Genomic DNA, 26,638 nt, shown 5'->3' with positions numbered 1-26,638 from the left:
CTCAGGAGATGTATTAGATATGAAAAAGTCGAAGGGTTCTATTGAATCAGAGATCAGTAAGTCCATTACTCAATGGGAGAAGGATTATCTTGGGCGGGGGTCTGTATCTGTTAAGACTGATATACTGCGGGACATGATCATCGTCAATTTAAAAGGGATTTTAACACCAGCTGAATATGTAGTTTGTGGATCAAAAGAGGGTATGTTATCTATCAAACAAACTCGTTCGGAGTTAGTCGAATCAGGTATAGAAGGCCTTAAGGATATTATCTTAAAAATAACCGGAGAAAAAGTGAAAAGTTTTCATACTGATTTAAGCTCCCGGACAGGTGAACGAGTGATGGTGTTTAAATTATGTAATGATCTAGAGAAAAATTTGGAAAAGATCTTATAATCTAAAGAAAATAAATGTTTTGACGGTATGGAATTTGTTGTGAATTGAACATAATGAACTGCCGATTCTTTTGTTTTACAATTATGGCATCATTGATAACTTTTATTCATATCCTAAGCGGACATAAAGAGATGTCAATTCATAGTATACTGTCTTGTTATTCCTGTCGAAAGATCTAACATCCGCTGTTGTTATGAGCGGATGTTTTTTTACATCTATTTTAAATACATGAATTTGATGCTGGTGATTAGTCACTTGAACAATATTTGAAAAAATCCTTGTCACCTGCCGGGTTCCCCCAAGTGTTTAGTGACACGATTATGAGACCAATTTCGTAAAGCTTGATGATAAATTTAAGCGGTGAACAAAATTGATATGCTGTCTTCAGTTTCATTTCACGGAATTAGCTTTAATTAAATATATCCAAAAAACGGATTGACATATCGAAATATAACGATATAATAATCGATATGGAACCAATTGAAGTATTCAAAGCCTTATCAAATGAATCAAGGCTGCAAATTTTGCAATGGCTGAAGGAACCGGATCGTCATTTTGCACCCCATGAAGGGATTGATATGAACACAATCGGGGTATGTGTTAGTCAAATCACAGACAAATTAAAAATGACGCAATCGACAGCTTCTCAATATCTTACCATCCTTTTAAGAGCCGGCTTGATTAAGGCGGAGCGTATTGGAAAGTACACATATTACAAAAGAGATGAAGAAGCCATTGGGAAACTTGCTGACTTTCTTAAAACAGAGATATAAAAATAAACATCAAAAGATGTTTATTTTTACACCATACATATCGACATATTACGATGTGTTTATTTTTTATAATAACATATCGATAATTCGTGATATGTTTATTAATAATTAAGGAGTGAATGTTTTATGTCTAACACTTGGAAAATTTATATTTTAGCCATTGTCAGCTTTTTAGTTGGAACCTCAGAGTACATCATTTCCGGAATTTTGGATCAAATTGCTCATACTCTCGGGATCACTTTAGCTGCCGCGGGCCAGCTTATTACCATTTTCTCACTTGTATATGCTCTTTCTACACCCGTACTTATGGCGTTGACAGCAAGTATGGATAGACGCAAATTGATGATGTATGCCCTAGGTTTGTTTGTGTTCGGTAATGTCCTGGCTTTTGTACTGCCTGGTTATGGATGGTTTATTGCAGCGCGGATCATTATGGCGATGGGAGCAGGTGTGGTGGTTGTCACCGCATTAACGATTGCCGCTAAGATTGCATCGGAAGGGAAGCAGGGAAGTGCCATCGCTACGGTCGTGATGGGATTTACCGCTTCTTTAATCATTGGTGTTCCGCTTGGAAGAATGATAGCAGTAGCATTAGGCTGGAAGTCTGTATTTGGAGCCATTACTTTGTTGGGATTGATCGCAATGGTCGTTATTTTCTTTACTCTTCCGCATACTGAAGGGGATAAGCCTGTGCCTTTGCTTCAACAGCTTGCTCTTTTCAAAAAACGGAAAGTGGCTATGGGATTATCAATCACTTTCTTCTGGCTCGGGGGATATTCTGTTGCTTACACTTATTTGTCACCGTATCTCTTGAACATCTCAGGTATAAATGGCAAGCTGCTCAGCGGTGTTTTGCTTATATTTGGAATTGCCAGTTTGGTTGGATCGAAGTTTGGGGGATATAGCACCGATAAATGGGGAGTGCCCTTTACACTCGTTGGCGGGATGACGTTGCATATCGTCACACTGATTCTGCTGTCACTTGTTACTCATTCCTATATCGGAGTGTTGGTGATTCTCATATTATGGTCGTTTGCCGCATGGTCCACCGGTCCGACACAGCAATTTCACCTGGCTACCATAGAACCGGAAATGTCAGGTGTTTTGCTTAGCATGAATCAGTCAATGATGCAATTCGCCATGGCGGTCGGCGCAGGAATAGGAGGGGTTTTTGTGGAAAACGTATCATTGGCCTCGATTACCTGGGTTGGTGCGTTAGGGGTTATGATTGCCATTATTGCATCATTGCTGATTTTCAATTCGCAACCGAAACAAGCGCTAAAAGATATCAATCAATAATTTCGAAAGATCTAACATCCGCTCGTTATACAAGCGGGTGTTTTTTTAAAAAGCTCAAGTAGAAGGCACACTGAAGCTGAAAGGGATTTTTGCCGACGGAGAGCTGAAGCACAGCAAGTTATAATATACTAGGAAGGGAAATAACGGTATGGCGGAAGGGTTCTAGCGCTTCTCGCCTGTAAGATCATTACTTTGAGGATGTGTCATCGTGAATCAAAAGACGTACATTGAAATGAGCAGGACATCGCAGTACATCAACAAAATGAGAGAGTATTCAGTGCTAATTGATGGGGCTGAGATGGGAACTATCAAAGATGGAGGAAGGCTGCGAATTGATTTACCGCCTGGTGAGCATGTTATTCAAGTGAAGATTGCTTGGTGTACAAGCCCAACTTTGAGGTTTACTTTAGCGGAAGGAGAAGTGTTGAAGTTTAGATGCGGAAGTCCGCTTCGAGGTTGGAAGTTGCTTTTGGCACTTTTTTCTGTTTTGGCCCGTCCTGAAAATTATCTGTTTATCGAGCAGGAAGAAGAGAAAAAAGCTTTGTGGTGACTTTGTTGTGTGAATAAATAGGAATAAATAGATTAAATACCCCTGAATTATGTTTTGTGAAAGATTGATATAAGCGGTAGCCTTCTCAATGTCGTTCTCCTTGGAGAAGGCTGCGTATAAGAAATTCTCGGACTTTGCGGATAGACCTTCCGATATCCATTTCAGGATTAATGTCTTCTGGGTGGAGAGTCCGATTTCATCATAGTATCGCAGTGTTTTTGTTGATACTTTGCATATCTTTGAAAATTCACCGATCGATAGCCGAGTGATCACCTCCATGCTCCAAATGTACACCTTTCCGTAAGGGCAAAGTTAAATGTGAAAATAAAACTGTTCCAAAGTTAATCAGAAATTTATTTTCATATTGTATCCTTTCAGTATCAAGTGAAAGGAGCATCATATGAAAACATTATGGAAAGTCCTAAAAATTGTTTTTGTCAGCTTGGCTGCATTGGTTTTGCTTGTATCCGTCTCGGTATTTATTTATCACCATTTCCAGCTAAATAAGGAGGCGGCACTGCTGAAAGGTAAAGACACAGTAGTCGATGTTGACGGGAAAAAGATGAATGTGTATCAAGAGGGAAGTGGGAAGGATACGTTTGTGTTTATGTCCGGTTCGGGGATTGCAGCGCCTGCTTATGAAATGAAGGGGTTGTACAGCAAGTTTTCAAAAGAAAATAAGATTGCTGTTGTAGATCGGGCAGGTTATGGATACAGTGAAGTGTCTTACGATGACAGAGATATTGATACAGTATTGGAACAGACGAGGAAAGCGCTTATTAAAAGCGGAAATAAGCCTCCTTATATTTTAATGCCTCATTCGATATCCGGGATTGAAGCGATGTATTGGGCACAGAAATATCCTAAGGAAATCAAGGCCATTATTGCGATGGATATTGGATTGCCCCAGCAGTACATCACGTATAAATTGAGCGGAGTTGACAGATTGAAAGTGAGAGGGTTCCACCTGTTAACCTCGATTGGTTTTCATCGGTTTATGCCTTCCGCTGTATATAATCCTGAGGTGATTCGGCAGTCGTTTTTAACTGATGAAGAAAAAGAAATCTATAAAGCCATTAACTTTAAGCAATTTTTTAATGCAGATATGGAGCATGAGCTTTTACAGTCTTACCAAAACGGCAGCAAATCTGTGAATCTGCCGGCGCCAAAGGAAACTCCCGTCTTGATTTTAGATGCGGTCTCTGACCAAAATAGACATTCAAAGTATGCTATACAAAACCGAAAAGACTATGAAGCGTTTGCGGCTCAATTCAATACTGCCGATATAAAGGAACTGAGGGGAACACACAGTATTTATTTATATCAGCCTGATCAAATATATAAACTGTCCATGGAGTTTATGAGAAAGGTTCGCTAGGATGAAGGGTTATCATATTTTAATCGTTGAAGACGATGTGATGATTGGTGATTTGCTGCAAAAGATTTTGCAGCGTGAGGGATATCGTGTGATATGGAAAACAGATGGAGCGGATGTGCTTTCGGTGATTCAGAAGGTGGATTTGGTCATTATGGATGTGATGCTGCCGGGTGAAGACGGGTATCAAATGTCTGCAAAAATCAAAAAGCTGGGGCTGGGCATTCCGGTTATTTTTCTCTCGGCCCGTAATGATATGGACAGCAAGCTTCAAGGTTTGCAGATCGGCGAGGATTATATGGTAAAGCCCTTTGATCCGAGAGAGCTGCTATTAAGAATGCGGAATATGCTTGAGCATCATTATGGCACCTTTACGCAAATCAAACATTTGTATATTGATGCGGTAACGAAAAAAGTGTTCAATGAAAGCCTGCATGATGAGGTATTGTTTACTGCGATTGAGCGGAAAATTTTCTTTTATTTATATGAAAATAGAGATAGTATCCTGACAAAAGAACATTTCTTTGAATATCTATGGCAGCTCGAAGATAGAAACCCGAATATTGTCAATGTGCATATTAAAAAAATCAGAGCTAAAATCAATGATCAAGCGGGTGAGATGATTGAAAATATATATGGAGAAGGGTATCGGCTGAATACCGTTGTGAAGAAATGAAGCTCAAGACAAAATATCAGTTGTTATTGTTTACGGCCGTCATTAGTGTTCCGATGCTATTGCTGGCGGTCAGTGTTTTGATGTCTGTGATTTATGACAGCATGTTTAAAACGATGAATCATGGTATGCCCTTTCACAGGTCGTTTGCGTACCCGGCAATGATCGTTGTATTTTTGATATCGCTCTTATTATTAGCTTTTTTATTTTCAAAGTCGATTCATTCTCTGTTGCATAAAATCAATCTATTAAATCAAACCATTCGGCATTTGGCGAGTGATCAAAGGGTGCCCGATAAAATTGAAGTGAAGCGTGCGGATGAAATCGGGGAACTGATCAAGTCGGTCAATTTGTTAATTGAACGGACGACATATCGTGAACTGGAGCTGAGACAGCAGGAGGAAATCAAAAAGGAGCTTTTGCAAAAACTGCGGCATGACATTAATACACCTTTAACGGCTCTCAGACTGCAGTTATTTTATTTGGAAGACCAATGTCATGGTCAGGCTGTATTCGAATCATTGTATCAGCAAATCGAATATATCTCGGAATTAACCAATGAATTCAATCTATATTCCGCTGAGACGCTGGAAAGCTCTTATATTGTAAATGAAGAAGTGCATCTAAACGAGCTATTAGAAACAGCGGTGAAAAAGTGGGATTATTTATACAGTATGAGTGGGATTGAGCTGCACTATAAGCCGGCAGATCAAGATGTGATATGGATGAGCAACGCGTTATGGATGCAAAGGCTGTTTGATAATATTTTTCAAAATACGTTAAAGCATTCAAAAGCTGAAAAGATGGAAGTCACGATTGAACATGGCGATGTTTTTATTCGTGATGACGGTATTGGATTTGATCGGAATGAGAGCAGTGAGGGACTTGGGTTAAAAATTATTGAGGATACATGCAGGCTGCTTGCGATTACTTATGAGCTGCATACAAATGATAACGGAACGGGGTTCTTGTTTTCAAAAGAGTGACCCTGCTGATGTTTTTCTTTCTCCTATAAAATTTATATAATAGGGAGAAAGAAATGGGGTGAACAGCATATGTTTAAAAAAATCATCAAAACGATTAAGTACCTCTCAAGCAGTTCTAGTGACCGATATCGCAGACACCGGCATTACAGCAGCAGCCGGCGCAGACATTATCGCAGCTACAGCAGCAGCTCGGGCAAAAGAAGACACTACGACCGTTATGGCGGCAGTCATCGTTACAAACGCCGGAGCTACAGCAGCAGTTAATCCAAAAAAAGTTCTTGTTCCGCTTTTGGGACAAGGGTTTTTTTATGTGACCGATTGAATGGCCCGGTTTAGATCCTCGCGAATGGAAGCGGTGTGCTGATACTCTTCCTCAATGCCCAATAATCTTTTCAGCAGCAGGGTTACTTCCTTTGTCAGTGTTAATTCCTCCAGCCAAGTGCCGTTTTTCTTCTTTTTTCCTTTATATTGAGAGTACAGCAGGAATAACAGCGTTTCTCCGAGATCGAAGAAGTCATCCTGTTTTCGTACCTTTATTTCCTCCATTTCTTCAGGAGTCAATTGTTTGGCAAGGCCGAAATCGATGAGGCAGAGCCTGCCGTCATTGATGATGATATTAGGCGTTCTGATGTCGCTGTGGAAGATAAGGCGATCATGTAGGTATTCTATAATCTCAAGCAGGTGCGAAATCAGTTGTAACGCCATAAGCTCTGTGAACGGCTGTTTTCGAAAAAATAATAATTCTTCTATATTTTCTCCCTCAATGAACTGCATGACATAATAAGCCTGTCCGTCTATGATGAACTCATCTATGAAGCCCGGAATTTGCGGGTGGTGAATGCTTTTGAGCAGTTTTATTTCCTGCTGGAACCGGACTTTTTCTTTTTCCTTTTTCGCTTTTGTCGGCCGAAGCTGTTTTAAGACATAAGGTGTTTGAGTTAGGATATCGGTGCACAAATAAACCAAACCGTAGCCTCCCATACCGAGGCACTCTTCGATTTTGTATTGATGATTTAAGATAACGCCGTTCTTTAGAGGGCGGTCAAATAGCAGTTTTTTTAGAAGTTTTAATGCCATGTCTGCACTTCCCTTGGTTGTACTGACTATAGTTTACCTTCTAGACTGAGAATAAAAAAGAGCCGGATAATCGGCTCGGTATAAGTTAAAACTGCTTTGTCACGTCGTATTCATAGTCTATTTTTGCTTTTACGTTGCTCATCGTCGATCTGGCTGTCGCTAATGTATTATATTTAAAACTCCATACCTTTGCCACACTGAGTTGATCTGACAAAGAGATATCATAAGACCCTGAAGTCGAGCTGTTTACAAGAGCACGGCGCCATTCGTTGTTTTCGCTCGTCATGATCAGGTGGCGTGTATTTCCCTGGCTTGGTGTTTGAGTGGCGGTTGTCTGAACTCTGGTTACAATGGCATCACGCGGTATCCCAGATTGGTTTGTTAAATCAACCTTGATCACGCTGGAGTCAGAACCTGAGGGGTTAAGGCTTGTATTTCCTTTATTTTCAGCAACGCCGCTGAATTGGAACGTTCCGCTGCCTGATTTGATTCGGTCTTCAATTGAAAGTGTAAAATACATGTTTCCGGTATAGGTGCCTCGTGACACTTTCACATAAAAGGTATCTGTCGTGTTTTGGGCGTCTGCATTTGCATAAATAAAAGAAGAAAACGTATTAGGGTTAATGACTTCTGTCCCTTGAGAAACAGGTATTCTATTCTTATCATAAATTTCAATTTTCATCCCTGTATACGCGCTTTGGTATGTACTCCTCACGTATACTTTTTCTCCCTTATTAGCCGTAAAAGTGAAATAGGCTTCATCTTGACCAGCTTCCAGTATTGTTGTATCGATATTTTTATATTTCCAATAACCGATCGGCATTGCGGTATCAAATGAATTGTTTTCTGTGATAGCAGTGACTCCGACAGCTGATGCCGAATACGTAAAGGTGAATAAGACAGACAGCATAACAGCGAATGGAATAAGCCATTTTTTCACCACGCAAACAACCTCCTTTTATTTCCATCATACATAATAACGATTTAGGTGTAAATAAATGTTTTTTGAGGTTAATATATACATTATCTTTGCCGATAAAAAAGAATAAGAGAGAATACTCGGGAGGGAATTCAATGCGTCTGAATCGGCAATTTATCCGCACTCAGCTGATGGCACAGAACATATTGAGCAAGAATGCGCCTGCCAAACGGGAGAATGCGACTGAAAATCCAGCGGCAGTTCTGGAAAAGGCATACAGCAGGCTTAAGTCACAATCTTCAACTGGGGGAATCAATCAGTTCAATTATTCTAAAACCAGCGTGTCGGGAAACAGCGGGACGTTCAGCAAAGTGTATCAATCAGCGAATGATCGAACAGTGACAGACACAGGGGAAGAAACAGTGATTCAATGCCAAAACCCCTATGAATCTGAGAGTGATATCAGAATCAAAATACTAGATGAAAAATACAGCAGGATGAATGCGATTAACAAATCAAAGCCTGATCCCTTAGGCTATATTAATGATAAGTACCAAAATTCAAAGTCTCCTTATTTCAGAAGTGATCTGTCAGCTGCAGAAAGACAGGCCGCATACGATAATGAAACAGAATGGCTATTCAAAGGCAAGGCCCAAAACTATAACCTCCAGGATGCTGCGTTTCGGAATGTCACATTTCATGGGGAAGTGGAAGCTGAGAATGAAAAGGTGTATCAGCGGGGACAGGTTAACCAGCAGCTGCAAGTGCTGTTGAATCGAAACCATATTCATATTCCAGAGGGGACAGAGCTGACGTTTACAATCACACCGATTGACTATCAGGTGCGGGTAAGCGGGTCAGACGATCAGGCACTGATTAAGCAGATTGAGCAAGTAATGCAATCTGGGGACAACAGCAAAGAGCTATTTTTGCACATCATGAAAAGCCAAAGCAGTGATTCAACACAATTTTCCGAAGAGGCCTATCAAAAGTATCAGGCTGCTCGTGAGATGTATGAAGTTACAGGCTACCATTTGAAGGATTTAGAAGTGATTGATGGGCGGTATGTCACGCCTGATGGACGTGACTTATTAGACGTCTATAAAGAAGAACTTGAAAAAGATCCAGTGCAGAAACAAACGGCTTCTTATGCTATATCTTACTATCGTTCAGAGCTCAGTAAAATCGCGGAAGCCGGGTATAATGCCATTCCGGATTTCATCCTATCAATTGATTACAGCAATGGATCTCTGAGAGATGTGGGACAAAGCAAGAGCTATGGGACCGGAGATACCGGGTGGCTTGAAGCATTAAAGCGTCAAACGGGTGTGAATTATTAGGTAAGCTGTTCATGTAGAACAGCTTATTTTTTATGAGAATCTAAGGGGTGTATTAATTTAAATATTCAAATAATTTTATTTTTTTTATATAAAAGATTTTAAAAGAAGTGAACGATTCAAAACTCTGAACAAAGGTGTTTACCTGAAAAAAACAATTGTATTTTCCAGAGAAATTTATTATGATGAAATAAGTAATTTAGGAGATTATATAACAATTTTAAGTTTGAATTTTCTGATTGTTATCACTGATTCATGTGAAGGCAAGCAGGTCTGCTGTTTTCTCATTTATGAGTATTTTGTTAGGAGGAGGAAGAGGAGTGGCAAATAAAGAATTAAAGAGGGGCCTGGGCGCGCGCCATATTCAGATGATCGCCTTGGGCGGTACAATCGGTGTTGGCTTGTTTATGGGTTCTGCCAGCACGATTTCATGGACTGGCCCATCTGTCCTTCTGGCTTATGCAATATGCGGAATTTTTATCTTTTTTATTATGCGTGCGATGGGTGAAATGCTGTATGTCGAGCCGAGCACAGGCTCTTTTGCGACGTTCGGCCATCAATATATTCATCCGATGGCAGGTTATATAACAGCATGGAGCAACTGGTTCCAGTGGATTATCGTAGGCATGTCAGAAATTATCGCTGTCGGTTCTTATATGAAGTATTGGTTCCCGGATTTGCCTGCTTGGATACCTGGTATCGTGGCAATGGTGATTCTTGGTGCGGCGAATTTAATTTCTGTTAAGTCGTTTGGGGAATTTGAGTTTTGGTTTGCGATGATTAAAATCGTGACGATTATCTTGATGATTATTGCGGGAATCGGAATTATTTTCTTCGGTTTTGGCAATGGCGGAGATGCGATCGGTTTGTCGAACCTGTGGTCTCACGGGGGCTTCTTTGCAGGAGGTTTCTCAGGTTTCTTCTTTGCACTGTCTCTTGTCATTGCGGCCTATCAAGGAGTTGAGCTGATCGGGATTACAGCGGGTGAAGCAAAGGATCCGCAAAACACGCTAAGAAATGCGATTCAAAGTATTATCTGGCGTATTTTGATTTTCTACATTGGCGCTATTTTTGTGATCGTGACGGTGTATCCTTGGGATGAGCTCAACTCACTCGGAAGTCCGTTTGTGTCTACGTTCTCGAAAATCGGGATTACGGCAGCGGCTGGCATTATTAACTTTGTCGTGATTACTGCGGCAATGTCCGGCTGTAACAGCGGTATTTTCAGCGCGGGCCGCATGCTGTATACACTGGGTGTCAATGGACAAGCACCGAAATTCTTTAAGAAGATTTCACGCAATGGTGTGCCGCTGTATGGCACAATTGCGGTGCTGATCGGTTTGGCTGTCGGTGTTGTACTGAACTATATCGCGCCGCCGAAGATCTTTGTCTATGTATACAGCGCAAGCGTGCTCCCAGGGATGATTCCTTGGTTTATCATTTTGATCAGCCATATCGGATTCAGAAAAGCGAAGGGTGCTGCATTAGATAAACATCCATTCAAAATGCCGTTTGCTCCTTTTACTAACTATTTGACGATTGCTTTCTTGCTGATGGTTCTGGTTGGCATGTGGTTTAACGATGATACTCGTATCTCTCTGATTGTAGGCGTAATTTTCTTAGCGCTTGTGGTCATTAGTTATTATGTGTTTGGGATTGGCAAACGCACGCAGGCCAATTTGACAAAAAGCGAACAAGCAGCTGAATAACGATAAAAAAGAGACATTCACGGATGTCTCTTTTTTTATTTTTCGCGTATGGATTTTTCCTATTTTAGCAAGCTATAGGGTAAAGATAGCAGAAGGAAAGGTGTTCATGAAATGGATGTTACACTCGGTTATTTGCGCGAATCACTTTCGAATCATCTAGAAAATGAAGTCTGCCAGCGTATTTGCAAGAAGATGCTGGCGAAGCGTTATGCAAATGAAGAGGAATTTGTAAAAGACTTAGATGATAATGAAATGTCTTTTTTGAACCATGTATTAGAAAAAGAAATTAAGTATGCCCAGAATGAACAGGATCAAAAACGGGCCAAGGAATTAAACGAGGTGTATGAATTACTGCTTTGAGAAAGGCGGGTAAGAAATGGGAGCAATTGAACGAAGCGGATATACATTTCAGCCGGAGTTTAGCGTTGTCCGTCAAAACGGAGCCATCCATGTGTACCATCAAGGAGAGTTTGTGGAAGAAATCGAATTTGAATTTAACGGGGAATATCCCGATCATGATTTGATTGAAGAGCTTGTGAATCATTATTGTTTTGAGCATGAGATTTAGAGCCCTGCCGTGCAGGGCTCTTTTATTTAGGATGTGATCAGGCCATACTTTTTCAGGATATTCACGGTGATGTTTTTGGCTTTTGTGCCGGAATCATCGACATTGGTGACAAAGACATAAGAGCCATGCTCTGTTTTGATGAATCCGACAAACCATCCTAATCCCATATCAGTCAGGCGAGTTCCGGTTTTCCCGTAGAGCGTGAAATGATCGCCTTCCTCTTGAATCATCATGCGCTTGACGATTTTCATCACCGGCTTGTCAAATGGAAGCTCCTCTTTAGCCAGTTTCTCCAAAAAAGTTTCTTGTTCCAGCGGAGATATTGTGAGCGAGCTTTGCAGCCAAAACTGGTCGATTCCCCCGCTGATATCCTCGTTGCCGTAAGATAGTGTATGAAGCCATGATTTCATCCTTTCCTCGCCGATATCTCTCGCTAATGCCTGATAATACCAGATTGCGGATTCGCGCATGGCCGAGCCAAGCGTATGGTCGCGGTTCCATGATTCGAATTCACGCTTGACCCCGTCCCATCGTTTAACATCGTATTCATCTCTTACAGCTTTGACCTGCAAACCGATTAAAGCGTTCACGACTTTAAAGGTGGATTGCGGAGTTTGTCTTTGATTTGCCCGTTTTCTGTTATAGACAAATGTCTGCTCCTTTTGTAAATCGTGAAGAATGAAGGTTCCATCCGTATCCTTGAATTCATCATCGACATTCATTCTGCTGACATTCAAGTGTTTTTCATGAGCAGATGACGCTGCGTGGACGGAGAAGCCGCCGATTCCTGCAATACTCAGCACAAGCACAACATATATCCATTTTTTCATTTTGTTCTCCCCTTTGTTTTGATTAACTACCTTTTCTCTCTTTCGTTTGTTCTTCCTTTAAAAAATAATCAAAAAGCGCTTAAATTTGGTTTTGTAAACAAATACTGTTACTGGGTTTATAGTCGGAAGATAACGTGAAAATAGAGGGTAAAAAGGAAGGCAGGGTAAGCGGATGAATGAGCAGATTCCACATGACAAAAGTCTCGATAACAGTCTGACACTGCTGAAGGAAGGGTATTTATTTATTAAAAACAGAACAGAGCGCTACAATTCAGATCTGTTTCAGGCCCGTTTGTTGGGAAAAAACTTTATTTGCATGACTGGCGCTGAGGCGGCGAAGGTGTTTTATGATACGGATCGATTCCAGCGGCAGAACGCTTTGCCTAAGAGGGTGCAGAAATCGCTGTTTGGTGTTAATGCGATTCAGGGAATGGATGGCAGCGCGCATATCCATCGGAAGATGCTTTTTCTGTCATTGATGACACCGCCGCATCAAAAACGTTTGGCTGAGTTGATGACAGAGGAGTGGAAAGCAGCAGTCACAAGATGGGAGAAGGCAGATGAGGTTGTGTTATTTGAAGAAGCAAAAGAAATCCTGTGCCGGGTAGCGTGCTATTGGGCAGGTGTTCCGTTGAAGGAAACGGAAGTCAAAGAGAGAGCGGATGACTTCATTGACATGGTCGACGCGTTCGGTGCTGTGGGACCGCGGCATTGGAAGGGAAGAAGAGCAAGGCCGCGTGCGGAAGAGTGGATTGAAGTCATGATTGAAGATGCTCGTGCCGGCTTGCTGAAAACGACTCCCGGAACAGCGCTGCATGAAATGGCTTTTCACACACAAGAAGATGGAAGCCAGCTGGATTCCCGCATGGCAGCCATTGAGCTGATTAATGTACTCCGGCCTATTGTCGCAATTTCTTACTTTCTTGTGTTTTCAGCTTTGGCGCTTCATGAGCATCCGAAGTACAAGGAATGGCTGCGGTCTGGAAACAGCCGGGAAAGAGAAATGTTTGTGCAGGAGGTCCGCAGATATTATCCGTTCGGCCCGTTTTTAGGGGCGCTTGTCAAAAAAGATTTTGTATGGAATAACTGTGAGTTTAAGAAGGGCACATCGGTGCTGCTTGATGTATATGGAACGAACCACGACCCTCGTCTATGGGATCATCCCGATGAATTCCGGCCGGAACGATTTGCGGAGCGGGAAGAAAATCCGTTTGATATGATTCCTCAAGGCGGGGGACACGCCGAAAAAGGCCACCGCTGTCCAGGGGAAGGCATTACAATTGAAGTCATGAAAGCGAGCCTGGATTTCCTCGTCCATCAGATTGAATACGATGTTCCGGAACAATCACTGCATTACAGTCTCGCCAGAATGCCGTCATTGCCTGAAAGCGGCTTCGTAATGAGCGGAATCAGACGAAAAAGTTAAATTAAAAAGCTCTCTTCCTTTATCGAAGAGAGCTTTTTGATTACTTCTTTTTTTCATCGTAGTATTGGACGGGATACATGGAGCCTTCTGATACCATTTTGTTGTCCTCGATATCTTGCGGGTCCGGGTGGCCGGCTTTATCAACTGGGAACGTTTCCATGTCTGGCTGTTTTGTTATTTTCATCTTCATGCTGTGAATGAATTCTCTTGCCTTTTGGCGATTTGACGGGTCCTTTAATAGATAAGAAGTGATGCCGACAGTTGAAACAGCGAGACCTGAAAGTAACAGCTTTTGTTTCATGGTGATACTCCTTTCTATTTTGAGAATAGTGTTTCCTGTATCATTCCCGTTTTGGAAATAGCTAAACCTATTGTGTTTTTATCATTGTAATTCACAGTAAATTCCATTTAAGAAGAAATTAGTGACTTCATTCCTGTATTGGAAGGTAATATACATTGACTTATTATAGTTTCAGTCAAAATTCGATAAATATTGACAAAGTAAAGTAATCAGAATAATAATATAATTAGCAAGAGAATGTCATCATACATGAAAGGTGTTTACGATATGAATCAATTGCATCGAAGAATGGGAACGTTTTCCCTCATGATGGTCGGGCTCGGGTCGATGATCGGTTCAGGCTGGCTGTTCGGGGCTTGGCGTGCGGCTCAAATAGCAGGACCAGCTGCTATTATTTCATGGGTTATTGGAATGGTCGTCATTTTATTTATTGCTCTTTCTTATAGTGAACTAGGTTCTATGTTCCCTGAAGCGGGGGGAATGGTAAAATATACGCAATATTCACACGGTTCGTTTATCGGTTTTATTGCGGGCTGGGCCAACTGGATTGCGATTGTGTCCGTCATTCCGGTTGAAGCGGTGGCCTCCGTTCAATATATGAGTTCTTGGCCTTGGGAATGGGCGAAATGGACAAGCGGTTTGGTGAAGAATGGAACGCTGACTGGGGAAGGACTAGCATTTGCCTCTGTATTGCTTCTCATTTATTTTCTGCTGAACTACTGGACAGTCAATCTATTTTCGAAAGCGAATTCATTAATTACGATTTTTAAAATTATTATTCCGGGTCTTACGATTGGAGCTTTGCTGTTTGTCGGATTCCACGGAGAAAACTTTACTGGCGGTCAAAGCATTGCGCCGAATGGCTGGGCAAGTGTGCTGACGGCGGTTGCCACTTCCGGTATCGTTTTTGCGTTTAACGGTTTCCAAAGCCCGATTAATATGGCGGGTGAAGCAAAAAATCCGGGGAAATCAATTCCGATTGCGGTTGTTGGCTCTCTTTTCGTTGCGACAGTGATTTATGTCCTGCTGCAGATCGCCTTCATCGGAGCGGTGAATCCTTCTGATATTGCTCACGGCTGGAGCCATCTGAATTTTAATTCTCCTTTTGCTGATCTGGCGATTGCGCTGAATATTAACTGGCTTGTTATTGTGTTATATGCAGATGCATTTGTATCACCGTCTGGAACGGGGATTACGTATACGGCGACAACGTCCCGAATGATTTACGGAATGGAAAAAAACAAATACATGCCGAGTATATTCGGGAAGCTTCATCCGATTTACGGCGTTCCGCGACAAGCAATGTTCTTTAACTTGATTGTGTCGTTCATCTTTTTGTTCCTGTTCAGAGGGTGGGGCGTATTAGCGGAAATTATTTCCGTTGCTACGTTAATTTCTTATATCACCGGGCCGATCACAGTCATGACATTGAGACGGACGGGGAAAGACCTGTACAGGCCTCTTCGTTTAAAAGGCTTGAACGTGATTGCCCCGCTTGGATTTATCTTTGCGTCACTGGTGCTGTATTGGGCGCGCTGGCCGTTAACAGGACAGGTTCTGTTTATTATCCTGATCGGTCTTCCGATTTATTTCTATTATCAGGCGAAGGCGAAATGGAAAGGGTTTGGCCGAAACTTCAAAGCCGGCGTCTGGATGGTGTTTTATCTGCTGGCCATGATGGTCATTTCTTATTTGGGCAGTGATAAATTCGGCGGCCTGAATGTCATTCATTATGGCTGGGATATGGTTCTGATTGCGATGGTATCACTTGTATTCTATGTGTGGGCGCTGAAGAGCGGCTACCAGACAGAATACTTAAAGGATGCGAAAGAGATAAATTCTCAGCTGCTTAATGGACAGTCAGAAGCTGCTGCCGGAAAAGAATAAAATATGAAGAAAACCTTGCGATAGTTGTCGCAAGGTTTTTTGCTTTTAATAACCCTTTTTTACTTTGTGGAAAAGATCAGGATAGTTGGTGAACACTCCTGTTACGCCCCAATCAAGCAGGCGATGCATATCAGCTTCATTATTGACTGTGTAAGGATGAAGCAAGAGGCCGTGGCTGCGGATCATACGAACGTTTTCTTGATTTAAAGCTTTATAATCCGGGCCCGCACCGACAGCGTATGTTTTGATTTCTTCCAGGGCAGCATCTGTCATTGACGCCATTTGTTTGGCTTCCAACAATTGAACGGTCGGCAGGTTTGGCTGTAATTGATGGACTTTTATCAGGCTTTCTTTGCTGAACGATTGAATGATCACCTGGCCTGGCTTAGAATGTTTCCCCAGTAATTTATGTTTCTGCAAAGAAGCGATTAGTTTTTCTTCCATACCTGGGTAGGTGTCAGGCGATTTTGTTTCAATGTAGTAGTTCGCGTGCTTTCCGAAACGGTCTAATACCTCTTCTAATGTAGGAACTTTAAGGCCGACGTACTGCGGCTTTGCTTTTTCCGGATAGGCTTCATTAAACCAAGAACCAGCGTCAAGCTTCTTAATGTCTGCGAGCGTATGGTCTTTCACCCAGCCCGTTCCGTTTGTGGTACGGTCCAGTTTTTCGTCATGCATGACAATCAATTTCCCGTCTTTTGTCATTTGCAGATCCAATTCAATATAATCAGCTTTCATTTTCTGAGCGGTTTCGTAAGACAGAATCGTGTGCTCAGGCACATATCCAGAAGCCCCTCTGTGCGCGACGGTCAGGATACGGTCAGGTGACAGCAGGTTTCCTTTTGACGCTGCCGACACTGGCGTTACCATAAATGAGAGTAAGCCCAGCGACAGAACAAACAAGGCCAGTATTCTATTTTTTCTCATGATTTCTCCTCCTTATAGATAAGCACTACCTGTCTTTCATATTAAAAAACGGATGTAAACGGCGTGTTGGAAAATGATTAATCTTTTATGTGTCTTTCTTAAACATGCTCTGCCCGTTTTCCTGTATTCCACGTCAAAGCCAAGAAGACGATGGCAAGAATGCAGGAAGAGATCAGCATGATAAAGCCGCCGTTCCAATTAAAGCGGTCAACGACAAAGCCCATAATGGCGTTTGCGAAAGCGGATCCGCCGATGTATCCGAAAAATCCGGTCAAACCGGCTGCAGTTCCGGCTGCTTTTTTCGGTGCTAGATCAATCGCTTGCAGGCCGATCAGCATAACAGGTCCGTAGATTAAGAAGCCAATGCTGATCAAGGCGATATTGTCTACGAGCGGATTGCCGGCCGGATTCAGCCAGTACACCAATACGGCAATGAAAACACCCGCCATAAACAAAACGCCTGCCGGTGCCCGGCGGCTTTTGAAGAATCGGTCACTGATCCAGCCGCACAAGATCGTTCCCGGTATGCCTGCGTATTCGTAAAGAAAATACGACCAGCGCGAGTCTTCAGGAGAAAAGCCTTTGGCTTCTGTTAAGTAAGTAGGCGCCCAGTCAACCACGCCGTATCGCACGAAATAAACAAATACATTGGCAAAAGCGATGTACCAAAGAAATTTGTTGTTCAGCACATATTGAAAAAGAATTTCTTTTGTTGTTAATTCTTTTTCCTGATTTTTAAAAGCGTGTTTTGGATAGTCATTCCGATACTCTTCAATTGGCGGGAGTCCGCAGGATTGAGGTGTATCACGAACCAATAAAACAATTAAAAATGAAATGATAATGGCGATGATGGCAGGGAAGAAAAACACGCTTTTCCAAGTGACGAACATCGCGATCCCAAGAGTGACAAGCGGAGCAAGAATACCGCCGCCTATGTTATGGGCGACATTCCAGATCGACATTTTTGTGCCGCGTTCACTTATGGAGAACCAATGGGCCATCGTCCTGCCGCATGGCGGCCAGCCCATTCCTTGAAACCATCCGTTGATAAACATAAAAATAAACATGATGGTGACGCTCGAAGTCACCCAAGGCATTGAAACGAATAGAATATTAACGATTGCTGATAAAAATAGGCCTGTCGCCAGAAAATATCTCGGATTACAGCGGTCAGACACCATTCCCATGATGAATTTGCTGAAGCCGTACGCAATGGACACAGCGGCCAGCACCAAACCCAGTTCTGTTTTCGAAAATCCCTGTTCCTGCAGATAAGGAATGGCAAAGGCAAAGTTTTTCCGCAGCAGGTAGTAGCCTGCGTAGCCAATGAAAATACCAATGAATACTTGCAGTCTGAGCCGTTTGTATGCCGCATCCATCTTTGAATCATCCAGTCTCTCAATATGAGGAGCCGGTTTAAATATATTAAGCATTAATAATTATCCCCCTTTGCTGTTTGTGCTGGATGTGTGGCGTGCCTCCTTTCCCGAAAAACAAAAAGAGCCAGAAAACACCCCTTGTCAAAAGGGGTTGGATTCCTGGCTCTCCTCATCTCCATCCAAGCTATTAACTTATCATGATAGCGCTTTCTTAAATTATCATAGTCCGGAGCGAATGTAAACGGGTAATTTTCAAATTGGGCCTTAGGGAAGTGAATATTATCCTTTTACTAAATGCAGTTATGTTTTTTTACTAGTAACATAAAAATCTGGAGGGAGGCTGTTTAAAGGTGGATGAATTAGATATCGCATTCTTTATTTTACCGTTAGGAATTATGCTGCTATCGATTGTCGGGACCTGTATTTGTAAAAACCCGTATCTGATGCCAATGCTTAGTTTGGTGATTTCTCTTGTGCTCACCTTTACCATTTTTAATGAATCATTTTTGGGATGGGCTGTTGTCTATAGCTTGGTTTCTCTGGCTTTATCCTATATCACATTGATTGTGGTAAGGAAAAGGAAGGAATCAGGAAATTAAAAAGACCTCACTTTCTAACATATCGTTGACTAAAGCAACTATATATGATTATAATTGCCTTAGTCAACAATATTAGAAAGTGGGGATTGATTTGAAAACAAGAGAATCATCTGTCGGGTTAAAATTCAGAAAGTTCAATCGATTTTATACAAACGTCCTTGGTTTCCTTAATGAGCACATTTACGACAGCCCGTTTTCCTTAACAGAAACACGGATTTTATTTGAGATTTATAATACGCCTAATTGTACGGCAAAAGCTCTTCAGGATAAACTGGGGCTTGACCGGGGATATATCAGCAGGATTGTGAAGCAGTTTGAAAAAGAAGATTTGATCTATAAACAGAGGAGCAAAGATGACGCTCGCCACCATTATATTTTTGTCACAGAAACAGGAAAAACGATTTATAAAAAGCTGGAGGAGAAAGCCAATGAACAAGTGGAACTGATGCTGAAGGAAATCAACCAAAAGGAGCAGCAGAAGCTTGCCGAGGCGATGGCAGAGATTGAAGCGATCCTTTCACAGTCGCTTTCTGCCAGAACATCAGAGATATCGATTAGAGATTATTTTCTTTCGGAGGATCTTCAACTCCTTATTGAGAAACAAAGACAATTTTACGCGGAGGCTCACGGTTGGGATGACACGTTTTTAGCTTATCTTCAGGAGACATTTGACGCTGACATCGAAAAAATATGGATTGCGGAAAGCGGCGGGAAATTTGCTGGCTCTGTCGGGTTGGTCAAGCATGATGAAAAGACAGTCCAGCTCAGATGGTTTCTGGTTGATGCGGATTTTCGGGGCAGGGGGCTCGGCACGCAATTGCTGGAGCATCTGGTTGCATACTGCCAAGACATGAAGTTTGACCGCATTTTCCTTTGGACGGTGAGCAACATGGCTGAGGCTCGTCCGCTCTATAAAAAATTTGGATTCAGGATAAGTGAAGTAAAACAAGAAGCGCCATTATGGGGACAGCAGCTGACAGAAGAACGGTGGGATTTGGAACTGTCATGAAAAGACTGCATTATGCGTGGATCATCGTCTCCGTCACCTTTTTGATCTTATTGGCGGTTCAGGGGGTGCGGCTGTCATTTGGTGCGTTTGTGGAGCCGTGGGAACGGCAGTTTTCAATGGATAGAAGCACCATCTCGCTGATTTCGACGATGAGTTTTATTGTTTATGGCATATCACAGCCTGTGATTGGGCGGCTTGTGGACAAATGGGGTGCCCGGGCTGTTTTGGCATGGAGTGCGTTACTGACAGGAGTCAGCATTTTCTTAACATACCTAGTGACTTCGCCTTGGCAGCTGTTTCTGCTTTATGGGCTGGGTGTCTCGCTTGGAGTGGGCGGAGCATCGAATGTGGCGGCAAGTGTATTGGTCGTCAATTGGTTCAGCAAAAAGCGGGGACTAGCCTTTGGGATCATGGAAGCAGGCTTTGGCGCGGGGCAAATGCTTCTCGTTCCCGGCTCACTCATGTTGATCCATTGGTTTAGCTGGAAGCTGACGGTTGTGGTGTTGGGACTGCTGTTAATCTTGATTGTCTTTCCGGCTGCGCTGCTGATGCTGCGGAACAATCCTTCAGAAAAGAATACAGAGCCGATAGGCGGACTGGCTGCATCAGAAAAAGAAACAGCACCCAAAACAACAGCTCTTTCAGTGGCCAGGATGTTTCGTATGAGGCAATTCTGGTTCTTGATTTTTCCGTTTTTGATCTGTGGATTTACGACCGTGGGGCTGATGGATACCCATTTGATTCCGTTTTCTCATGATCACGGCTTTTCAACGACAGTCACGAGTGCTGCTGTCAGTCTGCTGGCAGGCTTTAATATTGCTGGCATCTTGCTGTCCGGAATTGTAGCGGACCGGTGGAGCAGCCGGAAAATCCTGTGCTTTTTATATGCGGTGCGGGCGCTGTCGATCGTGATTCTTATTTACAGCCACGAGCCCTACTTGCTTTTAGCCTTTGCGATTCTGTTTGGATTAGTGGACTTTGCAACGGTAGCACCGACTCAAATGCTCGCCACCCAGTACTTTCAAAACTACTCGATCGGCCTCATGATTGGCTGGCTGTCACTCGCCCATCAGATCGGATCGGCACTAGGTGCGTATGTGCCCGGCGTCATCTATACGGTAACGGGTGAGTATACACTGGCTTTTTATTTGTCGATTGGAATGCTCGTGCTTGCCAGCGTAATGAATGTGATGCTGAGGGAGCCAGCTGCGGTCACGCGTGACAGTGCGGCTGTGGTAGACAAGTGATGAGGACAAAGGGAAAGCATCTCTGATTTCGAGATTATTCAGAGATGCTTTTTTTGTATTTTTGTTCTAATACGAAGTCGATCATACCGACTATGCGGGCGTTTTCGGATTTTTGTTTGAAGCGTTCTGAACGATTATATTAGCGTAAAACCTCAAACATCTATTGGGAAGTTGAGATTATTTAACATATTTTCACAATAGTTGATTTGTAACGCAGCATGAGATGTCTGTCGTCTACCCATAAACTGTAATTTAGACATTAAGCATCCATTTTACATTCGTTCTCCAACAGCTTCGCTTTCGGTTTCATCTCCGAGATGTAGAGGCCTAAAAGCGTAAGGGCGCCTCCTAGAAGAGCGATCCATGTCATGTTTTCATGCAGGATCAGGACGGAAGCGGCGATTGTGATAACCGGGACCATGTATATATACGCACTGGATTTGACGGCTCCGAGCACGCCGACTGAGTAATTCCAAGTGGCGAAGCACAGGGCCGAAGCGCCAATCCCTAAGAAAAGCATGTTGAGTATATTTGAAGCAGATGAAAATCGGCTTAGGTCAAAATGGAAGTCGAACAAAAATAAAGCAGGAACCATAAATAATAGGCCATACAAAAATACTCTCTGTGTCAGCTCGATGATGTGGTATTCGTAGGCGCTTAATTTTTTCATGAATATCGAGTATCCGCCAAACACGAGAGCAGCCCCGGCTGCCATGATGTCTCCGAGCGGATTTAGACGAAGTACCACATTGCCGTTAAACGTAATCAATAAAAGCCCGATCAGTGCCGAGACAAATCCAATCAAAAAAGTCAGACGCAGTTTTTCGCCTTCGAGCAGAAAATGGGCCAAAACCGCAGTGATCATCGGTATAATGGACACGATCATGCCGACATTGGATGCGTATGTATAGGTGAGAGCTATATTTTCTAATAGAAAGTATAAGGTTACGCCAAATAAACCAGCCCCGGCAAACAACAGCTCCTGCCGCCAATTTCTGAACGGAATCATGTTGGGACGGACGAGGATAAGAGCGATAAAGCCCATCAAAAACCGATAAAATAATATTTCCATTGGAGAGAAGTCAGCCAGCAGAACTTTTGTCGAAATAAAGGTCGTCCCCCAAATCAGAATGGTCACAATGGCTGCGATATGCCCCGAAGTTTCTCTTTGTATGTTCATCTGTGAAGCTCCTTTTCAAAAATCTTCATGTATTGCTTCGGCGTCAGCCCCACCTGCCGTTTAAAAAACTTCGTCATATGACTCTGATCGCTGAATCCTGTCTGAAATGCCGCATCAATCGGTCTTACTCCTTGTTCAAGGAGTTTTTTGGCTTGATTAATCCTGATTGTTTCCATGTAGCTATTAGGGGTAATGCCTTTTTGTTTTGTAAATGAACGCAATAAATGATACTTGCTCCAGCCTGTTAATTCACTCAAATCATTGAGTGTGACATTTTCGGCATAATGCTCTTCTAAAAATTCACAAACCATTTTGACTTCGTCTGATGGTTCTGGAACGCTGCTAAGGAACGTGACATCTGAATAATGGCGGATCAGCTCCTCTAATAGATGAAGAAACAGTTCCTCCTTACGCAAAGCTTGTTTTTCCTCGGATATCAAAATATGCAATTCCTGCAGGCTGGCTGTCAGCTCATGGCGGAATAACACATGCTGGGAGAAATAAGGGAGATGCCCGGAGCCAGTAATCTCTTTCACCGCCTTCTCCATGATATCCGGCATGACATTGATACACCGATAATCAAGCGTCCGGCCGTCAATCTGTTCACAGCTATGCGTGTCACGAGGGTTAAAGAGGAGAAGATCACCTGGATTGATGATATATTCTTGATCCTGACAGGCCAGATACCGTTGCCCTTTTTCAATAAATCCAATCACATAATAATCGTGAAAGTGGTTCGGGAACTTTTGCATAATTCCCTTGAAACGGTAGGCTTCTATATGAAGGTGTGGGTCAAGCTGCAGTGTGCGGGTTTCATTTTGCATGGGATGCCTCCTGTCGGTGTGGTGTCTTGGATTAAGTGTAGCATGATTTTGGGAGATTTCTTGTATGATGTTGCTGTTTAGGAATAGAGAAAGCAGACCGTTATTGGTCTGCTTTCGTTACCTTGTATGATTAAGTATTTTAACGTAAATCTAAATATCCCCATATTGCTCGATAATCGCTTTATCTGCACAATACTGATAAAATTCTTCTATTAATTTATCAACATCTTGCTTACGAGCTATTTTTTCTAACCAAACTCCTGGGATCCCATCTAGCTTATAATACATTCCTGCTATCGATCCTGTTATTGATGCTACAGTATCAGTATCTTCTCCTAAGTTCACTGCTGTTAGTACAGCCTCGGTAAATGAAGATGTAGTGCCGAAACACCAAATTGCCGCTTCTAAAGTATGAACGACATACCCGTCTGATCGAATTTCTTCTCTTGGTGTATTCAAAAAGCTTTTTTCAAAAATTCTTTTATAATGTGTTAACTCTTTATGGTATATATGTTCTTTTTTGAAATTCTCGTCGAAAAGCTCTTTCACTTCTCTTAAAGATGTATCAATTGAATTGTTATAATATAGCCTTAGTAATAGTTCAACATAAATAATGGAACCAACTATAGCACGCGGATGGGCATGGGTTATTTCAGTGTATTTCTTGATCATCTCTGCTTTTTTCACAAAATCGAATTCCTTATGCAAAATAAACACTAATGGTGAAATTCTCATTAATGCTCCATTTCCGTTATCAAATTCTGACTGACCGCCGCATTTTTCTGGCAGAACTCCTTTCCTAAATCGGGTAATTGCTTCAACGGTCGTCCTGCCAATGTCAAACATTTCACCATACGGCGTCCAGTAACCTTCATCTTGATACAGTTTAAATTTCTGCATTAAATCATTTATGTTCCCTTTTTCAATCATATTCTCCATCAGGCACAAGGTCAGAGATGTATCGTCAGACCAGGTTCCAGGAGGTTGATTATAGGTGCCGTATCCTACCATATCCTGCACATGAAAATCTCCTCTTTTTTTGAATTCAACAGGGACTCCTAACATATCTCCTATAATGCCACCGTATATTGTTGGAAGAACTTTGTTTTTTATATTAAGTTTAAGAAAGCTCTTATTGTCATCTTCCCATCTATCTATCATTCTTCTGCCTCGCATTTTTTCACCCACTTAAATTAAGTCTAAAATAATATGTAACTTATTGTTGCTATCAACATGTGCGCTTTTAATAACCATCTCTTGCCCAAAATTTAAAAGTAACTCAGCTTCATTAGGAAAGTGGCTTATCTTTCCGAGATAGGCTGCATTGGTTCCTGCTGGAACATTTATTTCCCATGAGACTTCCATGTGATCAAAGGATGATTCCTTAACAATTGCTGTACTAACAAAACCATTGTCTCTGAAAATCTTTCCAATTAATGATTCAGCATTAATGTCTCCATATTTGTTAATTTCAATTAATGACTCTAAAGGTCTTAGGTCTGTTCCTCTATAAACTTGTAAATTGTGTGGAACTCGCGCTTTATCCAACCCATTCTTTATATTATAGATTGTATCTAAATCAATGCCATCTAAAGAATCACTAATTCCTCTTAGATAATCATTTATTTTTTTATAATCATCACCAGTATATTGCTTAATTGCTTCTTGTTCACTTGGGGTTAATGATTTAATCCAATCGTCATAATACTTGCTCCCCCATTGGTGTGCTTCCTCTACGGTTTTAATATCACGTGTAATTTTAGAATTTTCATTTGGTCCTACGCCACCTGATTTGCTATGGTCGCTGCTATTAATCTGGACAAAGTTTTCAAGTTTCTTATCAAAACCCTTCTCTAGTTTCGGAATAGGGCTTTCAATGTTCCCAACTCCTTGTATTGCAGATTCTAGTTGATTGTTACTTGGCAATTTGAAATAAGGTTTTGCTTTTTCAGTAATGTTCTTTGCTATAGATTTATGATCGTTCACAAAAGCCTTTGTTTCCTTTGTCACGAATTTCCCTGCTTTTGTTGCAGATGCCACTTTTCCGAGTCCCTTGGCGCCAAAAAGGGAAGCAACTGCGTAGGTGATGTAGTGGGAGCGGCTATAGACATCACCATGAACCATATTGTCGTTCCAAGATTTTTTAAATGAATCGACCATGTATTCAAAAGTTTCGGGAGCGCTATAAATGATATTTTGGAGTTCCTGTCCGGCTTTGACTTGTTCTTCGATGCCCATCTTGCCCTGTGCTCTATACGACCATATAGCAAGATCGTAAGCACCGACTGCGAGGTCGCATGCACCGGTAACGATATCCTTTCCGGCATCCCAAAGCCCGACAATTACACCTTTTCCTCCTTCGACAAGCATTTTTCCTGTTTGCTGCTGTGCTTTCATTTGAACGATGCTTGAATAATATTGTAATTGCTCAGCGCTCAGGTTGTCAGTGCCAATCTTTTCTGCAACTTTCAGGTATTCATCAGGATCAGTAGTTTTGTCGAGTTTTTTCTTGAGATACTCGATTTCTTCCTGTTTTTTTGCTTTGATGAACTGCTGAGCTTGTTTGTGTATATCCGCTTTGTTTTGATAAACATCTGTTTCGTGAAAGGCTTTTGCATTAAAACTTATTGGGTTGGTACTTCCGCCTTTGCTGGTGGCACCGGTCAGCGCTTCGAAAAATGCCCGAACCTCATGTTCTACAACTTCGGAGGCCTCGTAATCACTGTTCAGTTTCTCATCAAGGTTATGCAGATGTGTAATCGTTTTTTTTCGTTTTTTATCTGCTTTATCCAGTTTATCGGTGACTGTGGAATTGTCAAAGAGGGAAAGCGGTAAAATGTCATCAATAGAATTCAGAATTGATTTAATTTCTTTTTGCTGTGCCTCTATAATACCGTCTGCTTTGACTAGACCATTATACAGTTCGTTATCGAGATAAGATTCCTCGATATATGCATCGTCATCAAATGTTGCTGCTTCAATAGCGGATGGAATATTTTTGAAAAAAGCGATTCTCATGTCAATGAGGTCCAGCCACAGATCCGCCCCTGTCGCTTGTTCCTTATAGAAGGCTTTAATTGCGTTAGCTCCTTTGCCTGTCATGGCATCATCCAAGTTTGCCATCTTTTTGAACTGTTTTTTCAATGTAGCCATGTGCTCTCTCAATGTTTGGTAGGCTTTAAGGCGCGTTTCGGCAGTTTCTAAAATCGTACTTACTTCAAGAATCTTCATTTAATACATGTCCTTTCGCCTGAATTTTCCTGTAAATATGGTACCATGGTGAATTTAGGAAAGGAGCGCAAACTGAGAAATCAAGGAAAAACAGTACTTTTTTACTGATTCTAATTATTCATTTTACTCGCAGATATA

At 42.0% G+C, this 26,638-nt stretch carries 27 protein-coding genes and 1 pseudogene; 17 read left to right on the top strand and 11 right to left on the bottom strand.

What is annotated here, in order from left to right; all coding sequences use genetic code 11:
• Positions 1-19 precede the first annotated feature (19 nt).
• The 4 genes from NYE22_RS21075 (at position 20) to NYE22_RS21060 (ending at position 3,016) form a co-directional block, all read left to right on the top strand.
• Positions 20-394 (top strand): DUF2294 domain-containing protein, encoded by a 375-nt coding sequence (locus tag NYE22_RS21075; RefSeq protein ID WP_003246482.1) that lies wholly within the window; start codon positions 20-22, stop codon positions 392-394.
• Positions 395-864: 470 nt separating this feature from the next.
• On the top strand, positions 865-1,167 hold the full coding sequence (locus NYE22_RS21070) for a metalloregulator ArsR/SmtB family transcription factor (RefSeq protein WP_003234907.1): 303 nt from the start codon (positions 865-867) through the stop codon (positions 1,165-1,167).
• Between the two features lie 126 nt (positions 1,168-1,293).
• Complete coding sequence (locus tag NYE22_RS21065; protein ID WP_342412120.1) at positions 1,294-2,466, top strand: MFS transporter; 1,173 nt, start codon at positions 1,294-1,296, stop codon at positions 2,464-2,466.
• Between the two features lie 208 nt (positions 2,467-2,674).
• A complete protein-coding gene (locus NYE22_RS21060) occupies positions 2,675-3,016 on the top strand; it encodes a hypothetical protein (protein ID WP_032724785.1) in 342 nt (113 codons plus the stop codon).
• 118 nt (positions 3,017-3,134) lie between these two features.
• On the opposite strand, the pseudogene NYE22_RS21055 reads toward NYE22_RS21060, so the two are convergent.
• Positions 3,135-3,295, bottom strand: a pseudogene (locus NYE22_RS21055) (MerR family DNA-binding transcriptional regulator); the annotation flags it as partial.
• A gap of 121 nt (positions 3,296-3,416) precedes the next feature.
• Here NYE22_RS21055 and NYE22_RS21050 point away from each other — a divergent pair.
• The 4 genes from NYE22_RS21050 to NYE22_RS21035 are packed head-to-tail and all read left to right on the top strand — an operon-like array spanning position 3,417 to position 6,372.
• Positions 3,417-4,394 (top strand): alpha/beta hydrolase, encoded by a 978-nt coding sequence (locus NYE22_RS21050; RefSeq protein ID WP_342412119.1) that lies wholly within the window; start codon positions 3,417-3,419, stop codon positions 4,392-4,394.
• Between the two features lies 1 nt (position 4,395).
• Positions 4,396-5,067, top strand: coding sequence for a two-component system response regulator YbdJ (gene ybdJ / locus NYE22_RS21045; protein ID WP_048654976.1), 672 nt, complete (start codon positions 4,396-4,398; stop codon positions 5,065-5,067).
• Positions 5,064-6,050, top strand: a complete 987-nt coding sequence (ybdK, locus tag NYE22_RS21040; RefSeq protein ID WP_049140322.1) for a two-component system sensor histidine kinase YbdK — start codon at positions 5,064-5,066, stop codon at positions 6,048-6,050. Before ybdJ ends, ybdK begins: the two co-directional genes overlap by 4 nt.
• A 58-nt stretch (positions 6,051-6,108) precedes the next feature.
• Complete coding sequence (locus NYE22_RS21035) at positions 6,109-6,372, top strand: hypothetical protein (RefSeq protein WP_089172439.1); 264 nt, start codon at positions 6,109-6,111, stop codon at positions 6,370-6,372.
• On the opposite strand, the gene NYE22_RS21030 is transcribed toward NYE22_RS21035, so the two are convergent.
• Both NYE22_RS21030 and NYE22_RS21025 read right to left on the bottom strand, forming a co-directional pair.
• Positions 6,357-7,127, bottom strand: coding sequence for a protein kinase (locus NYE22_RS21030; RefSeq protein WP_160244334.1), 771 nt, complete (start codon positions 7,125-7,127; stop codon positions 6,357-6,359). The two genes, NYE22_RS21035 and NYE22_RS21030, sit on opposite strands and share 16 nt — an antisense overlap.
• 85 nt (positions 7,128-7,212) lie before the next feature.
• Complete coding sequence (locus tag NYE22_RS21025; protein ID WP_153257198.1) at positions 7,213-8,070, bottom strand: hypothetical protein; 858 nt, start codon at positions 8,068-8,070, stop codon at positions 7,213-7,215.
• Between the two features lie 131 nt (positions 8,071-8,201).
• On the opposite strand from NYE22_RS21025, the gene NYE22_RS21020 reads away from it, so the two are divergent.
• The 4 genes from NYE22_RS21020 to NYE22_RS21005 all read left to right on the top strand — a co-directional run bounded on the left by NYE22_RS21020 (position 8,202) and on the right by NYE22_RS21005 (position 11,660).
• Positions 8,202-9,386, top strand: a complete 1,185-nt coding sequence (locus NYE22_RS21020) for a DUF4885 domain-containing protein (RefSeq protein WP_342412118.1) — start codon at positions 8,202-8,204, stop codon at positions 9,384-9,386.
• 317 nt (positions 9,387-9,703) lie between these two features.
• Positions 9,704-11,092, top strand: coding sequence for an amino acid permease (locus tag NYE22_RS21015; protein ID WP_015252942.1), 1,389 nt, complete (start codon positions 9,704-9,706; stop codon positions 11,090-11,092).
• Positions 11,093-11,203: 111 nt separating this feature from the next.
• A complete protein-coding gene (gene csgA, locus NYE22_RS21010; RefSeq protein WP_003234887.1) occupies positions 11,204-11,452 on the top strand; it encodes a sigma-G-dependent sporulation-specific acid-soluble spore protein CsgA in 249 nt (82 codons plus the stop codon).
• Positions 11,453-11,468: 16 nt separating this feature from the next.
• Positions 11,469-11,660: a DUF5370 family protein gene (locus tag NYE22_RS21005; protein ID WP_003234886.1), complete on the top strand. Its 192-nt coding sequence runs from the start codon at positions 11,469-11,471 to the stop codon at positions 11,658-11,660.
• A gap of 26 nt (positions 11,661-11,686) precedes the next feature.
• Here the strand turns inward: NYE22_RS21005 and blaOXA are convergent, their stop codons facing one another.
• The gene (gene blaOXA, locus NYE22_RS21000) at positions 11,687-12,490 is read right to left on the bottom strand and encodes a class D beta-lactamase (protein WP_342412117.1); all 804 of its coding nucleotides are present in this window, start codon (positions 12,488-12,490) and stop codon (positions 11,687-11,689) included.
• Between the two features lie 172 nt (positions 12,491-12,662).
• Here blaOXA and cypC point away from each other — a divergent pair, with 172 nt between their 5' ends.
• Entirely contained in the window at positions 12,663-13,916 is a 1,254-nt protein-coding gene (gene cypC / locus NYE22_RS20995; RefSeq protein ID WP_021481914.1) for a fatty-acid peroxygenase, read from the top strand.
• A gap of 40 nt (positions 13,917-13,956) precedes the next feature.
• Here the strand turns inward: cypC and NYE22_RS20990 are convergent, their stop codons facing one another.
• Positions 13,957-14,217, bottom strand: coding sequence for a hypothetical protein (locus tag NYE22_RS20990; RefSeq protein WP_003234883.1), 261 nt, complete (start codon positions 14,215-14,217; stop codon positions 13,957-13,959).
• 267 nt (positions 14,218-14,484) lie between these two features.
• Here NYE22_RS20990 and NYE22_RS20985 point away from each other — a divergent pair, with 267 nt between their 5' ends.
• On the top strand, positions 14,485-16,104 hold the full coding sequence (locus tag NYE22_RS20985; protein ID WP_003246447.1) for an APC family permease: 1,620 nt from the start codon (positions 14,485-14,487) through the stop codon (positions 16,102-16,104).
• 45 nt (positions 16,105-16,149) lie between these two features.
• Here the strand turns inward: NYE22_RS20985 and NYE22_RS20980 are convergent, their stop codons facing one another.
• Positions 16,150-17,031 (bottom strand): glycerophosphodiester phosphodiesterase, encoded by an 882-nt coding sequence (locus NYE22_RS20980; protein ID WP_085187831.1) that lies wholly within the window; start codon positions 17,029-17,031, stop codon positions 16,150-16,152.
• A 98-nt stretch (positions 17,032-17,129) separates the two neighbouring features.
• Positions 17,130-18,464 carry a glycerol-3-phosphate transporter gene (gene glpT, locus NYE22_RS20975; RefSeq protein WP_003246460.1) on the bottom strand — a complete coding sequence of 445 codons (1,335 nt, stop codon included), beginning with the start codon at positions 18,462-18,464 and terminating at the stop codon, positions 17,130-17,132.
• A gap of 296 nt (positions 18,465-18,760) precedes the next feature.
• On the opposite strand from glpT, the gene NYE22_RS20970 reads away from it, so the two are divergent.
• From NYE22_RS20970 to NYE22_RS20960, 3 genes are all read left to right on the top strand, one after another.
• Positions 18,761-19,009 carry a YbeF family protein gene (locus NYE22_RS20970; protein WP_015715167.1) on the top strand — a complete coding sequence of 83 codons (249 nt, stop codon included), beginning with the start codon at positions 18,761-18,763 and terminating at the stop codon, positions 19,007-19,009.
• Positions 19,010-19,100: 91 nt separating this feature from the next.
• On the top strand, positions 19,101-20,018 hold the full coding sequence (locus NYE22_RS20965) for a helix-turn-helix domain-containing GNAT family N-acetyltransferase (protein ID WP_282627580.1): 918 nt from the start codon (positions 19,101-19,103) through the stop codon (positions 20,016-20,018).
• Positions 20,015-21,265: an MFS transporter gene (locus tag NYE22_RS20960; protein WP_249851330.1), complete on the top strand. Its 1,251-nt coding sequence runs from the start codon at positions 20,015-20,017 to the stop codon at positions 21,263-21,265. Before NYE22_RS20965 ends, NYE22_RS20960 begins: the two co-directional genes overlap by 4 nt.
• A 259-nt stretch (positions 21,266-21,524) precedes the next feature.
• On the opposite strand, the gene NYE22_RS20955 is transcribed toward NYE22_RS20960, so the two are convergent.
• From NYE22_RS20955 to NYE22_RS20940, 4 genes are all read right to left on the bottom strand, one after another.
• Positions 21,525-22,445: a DMT family transporter gene (locus tag NYE22_RS20955; RefSeq protein WP_124048568.1), complete on the bottom strand. Its 921-nt coding sequence runs from the start codon at positions 22,443-22,445 to the stop codon at positions 21,525-21,527.
• A complete protein-coding gene (locus NYE22_RS20950) occupies positions 22,442-23,269 on the bottom strand; it encodes an AraC family transcriptional regulator (RefSeq protein WP_003246321.1) in 828 nt (275 codons plus the stop codon). Before NYE22_RS20950 ends, NYE22_RS20955 begins: the two co-directional genes overlap by 4 nt.
• A 150-nt stretch (positions 23,270-23,419) precedes the next feature.
• Complete coding sequence (locus NYE22_RS20945) at positions 23,420-24,445, bottom strand: ADP-ribosylglycohydrolase family protein (RefSeq protein ID WP_342412116.1); 1,026 nt, start codon at positions 24,443-24,445, stop codon at positions 23,420-23,422.
• 12 nt (positions 24,446-24,457) lie between these two features.
• On the bottom strand, positions 24,458-26,500 hold the full coding sequence (locus NYE22_RS20940; RefSeq protein WP_021481904.1) for a T7SS effector LXG polymorphic toxin: 2,043 nt from the start codon (positions 26,498-26,500) through the stop codon (positions 24,458-24,460).
• Positions 26,501-26,638: the final 138 nt, after the last annotated feature.

It is taken from the genome of Bacillus sp. FSL K6-1560 (assembly GCF_038592935.1).
GTDB lineage: Bacteria > Bacillota > Bacilli > Bacillales > Bacillaceae > Bacillus > Bacillus subtilis.
Note: the sequence above shows the minus strand (reverse complement) of the source record. Positions and strands in the feature narration are given on the sequence as shown.